The sequence below is a fragment of the Bradyrhizobium sp. UFLA05-89 genome (assembly GCF_059803475.1).
Window position 1 is genome coordinate 1 of the sequence record NZ_JBANBA010000188.1, and the last position, 9,514, is coordinate 9,514.

6 protein-coding genes are annotated in these 9,514 nt (G+C 56.3%); all 6 read left to right on the forward strand.

The features are described 5' to 3' along the window. The coding region (locus SO139_RS44370) for a hypothetical protein (protein WP_449384518.1) at positions 1–678 on the forward strand (678 nt) is incomplete at its 5' end. Positions 679–1,522: 844 nt separating this feature from the next. Further along, entirely contained in the window at positions 1,523–2,026 is a 504-nt protein-coding gene (locus SO139_RS44375) for a DUF1353 domain-containing protein (RefSeq protein WP_449384519.1), read from the forward strand. A 120-nt stretch (positions 2,027–2,146) separates the two neighbouring features. Next, positions 2,147–3,391, forward strand: coding sequence for a hypothetical protein (locus tag SO139_RS44380; RefSeq protein ID WP_449384520.1), 1,245 nt, complete (start codon positions 2,147–2,149; stop codon positions 3,389–3,391). A 13-nt stretch (positions 3,392–3,404) separates the two neighbouring features. Further along, a complete protein-coding gene (locus SO139_RS44385) occupies positions 3,405–4,619 on the forward strand; it encodes a S1 family peptidase (RefSeq protein ID WP_449384521.1) in 1,215 nt (404 codons plus the stop codon). A gap of 209 nt (positions 4,620–4,828) precedes the next feature. Beyond that, the gene (locus SO139_RS44390) at positions 4,829–5,158 is read left to right on the forward strand and encodes a hypothetical protein (protein WP_449384522.1); all 330 of its coding nucleotides are present in this window, start codon (positions 4,829–4,831) and stop codon (positions 5,156–5,158) included. Positions 5,159–5,343: 185 nt separating this feature from the next. Further along, positions 5,344–9,066 carry a hypothetical protein gene (locus tag SO139_RS44395; protein WP_449384523.1) on the forward strand — a complete coding sequence of 1,241 codons (3,723 nt, stop codon included), beginning with the start codon at positions 5,344–5,346 and terminating at the stop codon, positions 9,064–9,066. Positions 9,067–9,514 lie beyond the last annotated feature (448 nt).

The following is a 9,514-nucleotide window of genomic DNA, read 5'->3' on the forward strand; positions in this document are numbered from 1 at the left end:
TTCGCCGCAGCTTCGAGATCGGTCTGCGGAGCTCGCAGACCTTCATCCCGGGTAACATTCCTTCCTGAGGCAATACGAGGGGTCAAATTTGCAAGCCGATTGACATTTGAGGCGGCAACCGTTCCTCCAGCGGTGCCACCACTCGATCCGCCTCGTGAGATCAAGCCGCCACCGCAGGCACTAGCTGAGGTCACCCCTAGCGTTGCCCAATCACCTCCAATCGTTGCCTCGCCTGATCCCTCGATCGGTCGCCTGAAGGACTTAGGCTTCACCGCAGCGATTGAGCCGTCGTGGACCGTCACCGCGCTCAATGGCTTGCGGGAGTTCAAAATTGTCAATCATTTGCCGCCCGACAATCGTTTGGATGCAGTGACTACCCAAGCGTTGCAATCGCCTCAGGCAGTTGCGCGCAATCGCTCATTTCTTGGCGGTTGGGCGACCGATGCCGCATGTACGCAGGGTGTTCAGCTCACGATCTCCGCCCAAGAAGCCAGGACAGAAGGGGGCGTATGCACATTCGATGCTTTCCTTCCTAGTCGATCAGGCTGGGCGGTCCGTGGCCATTGTCAGGTTGGTGCAGATAGATGGCCAGCGACAATTAGCTTCGGGATTTCCGGGATCGCATTGTCTTGGTCGAGCGCTAAGGGAAATGCAACATACTATCGATGTAGAGAGTGAGATTGAGGCATGGCGGGCTGTTATCACTGCGGGACAGCACTAGCAAAAGGACAGGGCGTTCGCAGAAACGTCCGAACGGGGACAAGCGTGGCGGGATTATTCCCTTTGCCTCCTTCTTTCTTTCTGTTCACCATTGCTGCACTGCTTGGGATCAAGGTACCATCGACCAGAAGTTACTTTGGACTTCGATCACTTTGCGCACCCTGCACTCAGCGGTTGGACTCGCAAAGAGCTCTTAGGCGCAAGATCTTCCTAGCTCTCGTTATCGTTGCCGGTGTTGTACTCGTAGTCATGACAACGAAGGGGTGACCTTCGCAAGGGACGCATCCCGTCGTTAAAGAAAAGAGCCCCTTTTGGGGGCCCTTTGAGCTTCGCACCTTGCGAGTCATTAGGTTCTAAAACACGTTTCCGAGTCCCTCACGTGCCAGTACCCCTCGTCGCTGCTCTGGGAAGAATCGCACGAAGCGCAAAAGTGTTTCGGCCAGCGCATCAAGATCTTTTTGGGATCCAAGCCTAGCTCCAGATCGCGGGCGATCGCGCGCATGTGAAGCCGGTACACCACTCCTGTGCAGGAGCGAATGCGCTGTGCTTTTGCGGGGCCGGGTTCGGCTTCCCCCTTGCATTCGCCTACTGGTTGGTAAATGATATCGCTTTCAACCAAATTTACTGAGCCGGTTATTTAGAGGAGCTGTTCATGCCCGAACGTTCGCAAGATTACCCTTGTAGGTCTACTCGCCGGACGCTGATCAAATCTCTGCTCGTTAGTGGCCTCCTCGGAGCGCAGACCCTATCTGCCTCGGCTCGTTCGAAAGCTGACCGGAAGCAATATTCCAAAGGAGGTTGGATGACCGCCTGGATGTCGGATCCGGCTAGGACGTCGGACTCGCCGCTCCATCTCGGCCGTTTCAATGAACCTATCTACTATCTCCTGGATCCAATCTCATGGGAGCCGAGCGCGCGACAGGGCGGCGGTTTAAAGGCCGTTACCGTTCCGAAAGGATTTGTGTCGGATCTCGCGAGCGTTCCTCGGATCTTTTGGTCGGCTCTTCGGCCGGACGGCACATATGCCTACGCTGCAATCATCCACGACTACCTGTATTGGACGCAGACGATCCCAAGGGAAAATGCTGATGCAATTCTAAAGAGCAGCATGGAAGATTTCCAAGTCGACGGTTTGACGGTCACAGCGATCTACAATGCGGTTCGAGTGGGAGGCGCTTCCGCCTGGAGCGACAATGCGAAGGCGAAGGCCGCCGGCGAAAAGCGGGTGCTTGCTGAGTTTCCGCCGATGGGCAGAACGAAGTGGGTGGACTGGAAAAAGAACCCGCGCAATTTTGCAAGCGAGTAGTTCGCGGGATTCGCCAAAAGGGGCGCTTGCACATGCGCTGGCGCGCGACGGATGCAGATCGGCGAATACTGTTGCAAGTCCCAGAGTAGATTACCGTAGGCGTGTCTGGGGGGACATTCCATGAATAGAATTAAGTCCATTGTACCGGGTGTCTGCTGCGGCTTGTTGCTCGCCGCGTGTAGCCAAGTGCCCCCTCTTTGGCATGCTACCAACAATCTGCCCTTTAGTACCGAAATCTCCATCAGAGATGTGGTTGAGCGCGTGAAGTGCGAACTTGCCGATGCCGTCGATCACAAAATGGAAGATAAAAGATTCGCTTGGCTGGAGTCCTGGACGGTTAAAGCCGACCTGACGCTGCAGGCCAACGAGTCTGGCAGCCTTTCACCGAGCGCGACTTTCGTGCAGCCCTTGCAGAACGCTTATTTTCTTGGCGCAGGCCCCAGCTCCGCGGCCTTTCCGAGCGGGACGCCGGGCAATTCCGTCGGCGCAACTGCTCAGAACTTTAATCTCGGCTTTGGCGCCAACTATAGCAGCCAGGTCTTCCGAACGGAGACCGTGAGCTTCACGATGTCTCTGCGGGAGCTCAAGGCCTGGCGCGAGTGGGGGCCAGGTCGACTGCACGAGTGCTTGCCAGTGGGAAGCACCGATCTACAGGGAAATCTCGACTTGGGTCCGTGGATCGATGCCGCGCTCGAGCCTGTTGCCCACCACGATCTTAATCTGGGAATTCATCCGTCTCCTGGAGCAGGTGGCAAGGCTGCATCGGCCGGGGGCGCAAGAACGGAAGGCACCAACGCCCCAGATTCCGATCTCGCATACTATACGGACTACGCCAAGAATTCCGAGACTGATGCGGTAAAATCGGCACAGCAGGCGAACGCCACCGCAAGACAAGCCAGAACAACGAGATTTCTTGATACGAGGGTGCAGGCTAGAATTGCGAGCTTCGCGCTAGAGGCTTCAAATGCCGCCAAGTATTCTCATCAAGCATGGGAAAAGCTGACCAACAGCGGGAAAGATCTGTCTCACCAAGACATTGTTGCTCTCGCTACGAACGCAGCTGAAAACTCGGAGGCTGCGGCGCGATATGCCAGCGCGGCAAAACTACTGGCCAATCCAGATCCGCCGATCGACTCACTCTCCCATGCGGTGAATTTTATCGTGACGATCGGCGCGGGACTCTCTCCCAACTGGGCTCTCCTGCATTGGAAGGGGCCGACGACGCTCGGCAATCTCGTTTCCGCTTCAGCGGTACGAACGCACACGCTCAATATCGCTATGGGGTCGCCGTCGTCGGCGCCGAGTACGGACGTAGAGCGCCTTCTCAACAATCAAGCCTTTAGGCAGGCTGTTCAAAGCCCATGATGCAGGAGTTGTCATGGCTCGATACGAACACAGGTTGATGAGAGTCGGCGGGACTGCGCTGATGCTATCGTTGGCCTGCCTTAACTACAGTTCGGTCGGCGCCGGCGAAGCAGCTGGAAAGCCGAATATCTCCGGCCACAAACACGTCATCGGTGCCGAGACGGAATCTCTCGTAAGGGTCGTCGATGGCACTCTCACGACTTGGTATCCAACTGTGGGTGCGCTGCTGCATATGGGAATCGGAGGTCTCGGAACGTCCTGCACGGGCACGATTATTGGGTGCGACGCATTCCTGACGGCAGCCCACTGCGTCACCTCCGATCTCGACAAATCGCACTACAAGGTATTTTTGCAGCATGCGGGTGTGTTCGACGTAAGATCGATCGACTGGCCCAAGCGCGACTACCAGCGTCCGAATGAAGAGACGGGATCTCAAGCTGATGTCGCGGTCATTCGTCTAGTGACCCCTGTCGACGGTATCGTGCCCGATATAATCAATGATGACCGTGAACAGGCATCCGGATCTGTATCCAAGATCGTTGGCTTTGGCCGGACAACTGCGGACAAAATGGATGCTGGGCTCAAACGTTACGGTGATGTCGTCGCGTCAGCCTGTCCGGACAAGTTTCCAAAATCGGATCTCATCTGTTGGCGGTATACGCCAGGCAGCGGATCTAACACCTGCTACGGTGACTCTGGCGGTCCGCTCCTGCTCGAGTCAAATCGGCCTGAACCTGTTGTCTCCGGGGTTACGTCGGGTGGAATCGATCTGACTTGCGCAAAGCTCGATCGCGCCTATGACGCGAGCGTTTTCAAGAATCGTAACTGGATAAAAAAGGCCGCAGGTACGATCAAGCGGCAGTGTGGCTCGTTGTTGCCGCTCGATAGCGACGACGAACATCGGTACGTTCAATTCACAGGGCAGATTAACGACGCCTATCCGGAGCATGTGTTCGAATTCTCTGTGCAGGCAGCCACCCGGCTTCGCGTCAGTGCCAACTTGGCGAGATCCTCAGGGGCCAAGGACGACCTGCTCCATCAACCTACGCTGCTGTTGCTACCTAAACGCAGCCGCGATCAAGACGATGCGATCTGTCGCGATCAGCCTCATGCGCAGGTTGCCTTTTGTGAGAAGCCTTCACCGCCAGACGATCTCTACACCGTCATACTCCGTCGTGGCGAATCTGTTGGCTCTGCGGATTTTCAACTGGTCGTCAGCGTCTATTGATAGGAGGTCACAATGCGGTTCGACAAATGCCCATCGGTGATGCCCAAATCGACAAGCGCGAAGGCATTTGGACTGATGATACTTTCTGTCGCCGCCTATCTCGGCGAGGCTCCAAGCATGGCAGATGAGCTCAAACCGCTCTTCCCAACGCCATCAGGCATCCCAAAGGCCCGGCCCGGCACGCGACCAGACGTCGATCAGCCTCGGGCATGGTCATCCCCGTCCTGGCCGGAGGTGACCGTGCCGTCGTCGCCGGTGATCACGCCATCACCGGAGGCGAGCAATCGGCCGGGCACGCGACCGGACGCCGATCAGGCACGGGCATGGCCAGCCCCGCTTTGGCCGCAGGTGACCCTGCCTTCGTCGCCGGTGATTATGCCATCACCGGAGGCGAGCAATCGGCCGGGCACGCGACCGGACGCCGATCAGGCACGGGCATGGTCAGCCCCGCCTTGGCCGCAAGTGATCCTGCCTTCGTCGCCGGTGCTTATGCCATCACCACAGGTGAGAAATCGGCCGGGTACGCGTCCCGACGCTAGTCCTGATCTCGGAGCCGAGGCGAATCGGTAAGATAGGTGGGTACGGAACGATGTCGGATTCAAGAGACAACCGCAGTCGTCCTGAAGCGCACTTGCTTCGCGAGCGCCTTTTAAGGTGGGCCTCAATCTACTGGGAATCGATCTGCAAACACCCGAGACTATACGTTGCGACGGGGATGATCGTCGTGGCCGAGCTGGCGCTGCTCTCCCTCTATCAGTTCAGCTTCTTTGAGCCTCGAGCACAAATCCTTCCGTTGGAGATTAGTACGCCATTCTCCGGCAAACCGACCTCTCTCGATGCCGACAGGTCAGGGCGATTTTTTGTGACCGCGAGCTCATCAAGGATCGCCACGGTTTGGTTCCGTGAAACCGAGGATAGCTGGCGTCCCACGGTCTTCCGGGCGCCACTGCGCGATGAATTCGAACCAGCGAAGTATCAGGCAACTATCGCTCCCAATGCGGAATATGTGGCACTTTCGGCGCCGCCACTAAGCGATAAAAGCGGCGGTTACCAGCGTGCAACCGCGCGAATATACGTATTCGATCGCGCGCGGCGAAACATCATCGCAACGTTGGAATCTGAAATACCCACCTACGTTACGCGGCTTCGCTTCTCTCCCGACGGACAATTTCTCGCTGCTCTTCTCAGCGGCGGATGCGGGTTAAGAATCTGGGCGGTGTCGCAATTGCGGGACCCGCGATATGCCGGAGCTCCGGTCTTCAAGGATGACGGGGAATATGCCGCGTCGAATGCCGGAAAGAGCTGCTGCCCCGAGGGGAAGATGAGCTTGTGTGAAGCACGTCCGCGCGGGACGGATCTTGTCTTCAGCGATGCCGTCGGTGACGATCCATGGCTCTTCGCCCTTTCAACCTCGGGCCTTACGATCTATCCGCATCCGTTGAGCGATGGAACGAAGGGTTTGGTATTTCCTGGCGAGAAGCCCGCCTTCGTTTCCCGAGATCAAATAGGACTGGTTCAGCCAGGTCGGTTGGCGCTTTCTTCCGATCTTTCGCGTTTGGCGGTTGGCGACGTCGCTTCGCCCCAAGTGGGCCTCTTGAGAAGAAAGGGGCGAGGTTACGATATTGAGAAGACGTTCTCCCTAAAGGATCAGCTGAAACCTGATCACGGCGCGGTCTATCTTCCCAATTTGGCCTGGATGCCGGTCGAAGGACAAGGTGACAATGAGGCCTCTCTGATAGCTTACGGATTTCTTCCGAATCAGGACCTAAATGGAAAGGACGACAACGACGAAACCAACAACATCGCGATCTTCGATCGGGATCTTAGCCGTGTCACGTTACAAGAAATCCAAGGCCAGACAGACACGTTCTTGTATATTGCGAAATTGATTGATCCCGGTTTTCCGGCCAAGACGTTGTTCATTTCGACCGAGCGGATCGCGACGATCGATGTGTCGGTGCCGCGCCCCCGATTGTCGCGAGTTATTGCAGAGAATCGGGCAATCAGCTTCCGCGGATTCGATGAAGATTATCGATTGATCCTCGATGAACGTAACAACGTATATTTTTCGACCGTCTTGCAAGGAAAGTACAGGCTGTTCAACGTACTCTTCGATCAAATGCGTCTTGTCGATGCCGCCCCGATCGACGATGAATCAGAGCTGAAGGACCGTCTGCGTACTCTCATCGCACGGACCGATCACCAGGATCGCTATGAACTAAGCGAACCAAAATCTAGCCGTGATAAATGGGGGTACGACAGTCGGGTCGCGGACAATCCTCCCGTATTCTTCAACCGGCCATTGCCGCTCGACAGAATTGATCCGAACGAAGTGTCATTAGCTGCGGTCAAAGTACCACGCCTACCTGGCGTCGACGAGCTAAAGATGGTCGTGTGGGGAACGGATCGGGCCATACGAGTCCTGAGCGAAGAAGGGGGAACGGTCTGTACAAGACCCGTTCGTGCAGAAGCTCAGCGGATGAACATCACTACAGATGGCCAGTTCCTTGTTGTAGCGCATGGGGACGGAATTATCCGTTGGTACGCGCTTGGGTTTAGTCCCTCGAATTGTCTACCCTTGATCATGTCGCTCTACTTGACCCAGTCTGATGACGGAAGATGGGGGTTCTTGGCCTGGCTTCCTAACGGCCGATATGCGATTGACGGTGCGGTCGGATCCCAACGGCTCGCGTGCTATCCGGTCGAGCTACCGGGGCGAGCCCCCGGTTGCGTTGATTTTCAGCAAGATCCTTCTCTCTACGATCCGGATGCAGTTCGCAGTTCATTGCGAAGTGCGCCGAGGCTGCGAGGACCGAGCCGCGCAGCTGAAAATGGCCCCACCCCGAGCAACCGATATGTGGACGCATCCACTGTACGTCGATTTGAATTCGTCGGTGTTGCTCATGCCCAGACAGCACTTGGAAGTAGTCTCGCCAATATCGAACGTGCGGAGGGCGCGCAGTTAAAGCTGAGCGATCGGAGTCCTATCCTCAAGCATGCGGAGCAACAGCAGACTGAGGTCGAGGTCATCGCCGGCCTTGCCGTGAAAACAGAGAGATTTTCGGCGCAAGTCACGCTGTCAGGGTGGAATGACGGAAAGCAGAGGTATCTGAGGTTCAAGTCGGGCGAAATGGATGTGCCAGTTATTTACAATGGCGTGCGATTTGCAGACGGACGTGCGCTGCCCGTCAATCCATCCGCGGAAATGCAGGTAGATCTAGAGTTGCCAAAAGCGCTCCAGCGCCTCGGTCCAATTGAGATATGCAAATTTTTGTACCGTGGCATCAATCGCGACGGCACGCCCGCCGATTCAGCCGGCAATGACCTGCCCATCGCGAGTCGCTGCTTTTTTGTTAAGTGGTCGGCGCCTGGCGCGATCGAACCACCGCGCAGTAAGCGGAAGCTGTGGGCCCTAATCATGGGATTCTCCAAGTCGGCCTCGAACCCACTTCAGTATGCCCACGAGGATGCATTGGATTTCGCTCGCCTTCTCGCGATGGACTTCAACAAGAAGCTGCAAGGGACCTTCGGAGGAGTTTCCGCGTACGACGATATGAAGATCGAGCTGTTTTATGTTCCTCCAGGCGACTACGCCCCTGATGCGATCCTGAGTAATCCGAAGGCGAAAGTCTTGCTAGATGATTTGCATGACCAACATCTCGATATTGTAGTCATGGGTAAGCAAGACAGTCTGTTTTCTGAGAAGGTCAACACCACTATCGGAGTCATGCTGGGCGCGATAGCGACGGAAAAGGCGGGTCGGAGCGAACCTTGGGACGACGAGGTGCTCGTGTTTTTTGCCGGTCACGGGGCAACAAAGAACGGACTGGTTGAACTTCAGACTTCTGATCCTCGCGGTCCCGGCCTAAACCCTGATGTGATCATGAGCCAACTGAACAAAGCGCAGGTCGAGCGGAGGATGTTGATCCTCGACGCATGTCGACCGTCTCCCAATGGCGACAAGAATGATCCCGATCTCAACAACATCGGGACGAAAGTGTTTAACAGTTGGACAAACGACCATGCCAAATGGGATCTCTTACTAAGCACAAATCCAGGCGGTTATTCCTACGAAGAGTCTCTGTTCGCCCTGAACGATATCATCCCTGGTTTCAGCCTATGGTCCCCCGGCACGATCGCCAAAACGGGTAATGGCGTCTTCACTTTGGGTTTTCTCAGCTCGGTGATCTGCGGCGACAGCGTGAACTACCCTGATGAAACCGTCTACAACGCGGACGTCTCCAGCAGGTATTTGAAATTCGTGTTCTTCTCTCAAAAGAATCCAACATGGTTGGCGCTCGAGGCGTATTTGAAGGACAAGCTGCAGGCTAGCTACAAGATTCCGGCCCCGCAGCTGATCGTGGGAGGAGCTGATGATGCAAGCAAATCATTTGTATTCAGAAGCCTAGATGCCATGCCTAAAAAGTGCTTTCAGTCCATGCACTGATCGTGCCCGCGCTGGCGCTACGCAGGCCGTCAACGCGAAGGCCTGCCGCGGCCTGAGTGCCGGCCATCCGATCTCAGCGGCTCCGCGACCTCGCGGGGCCACGACTTTTTAAGCCGACCGCGTGACCCGGAGCTGGCACCACACAAACCAGGCGGCCGCCGTAAAGGCTGGCCAAGCCAGCGAAGAGGCGGGGAAAACGCAGAACGGATCGATAAAAAATTGGCGAGCCGCTTTCGCTTGGCTCTCGGCATCCAAAATTCAAACGGATGAAAGTATGAAAGCCGGCTTTGCCGTGCGTGCCCCTGCTGTCATTCCATGCCGCTGTAATTTTTAACGCGACGAGGGCATAGGTTACGTAACCCTCCGGTGCAGCTTTCAATTACCCACAAATTCTCCTCCGACCATGGCGCCCAGCGCGATGTCGGTGAGGCGTGACAGCCCGCGCCAC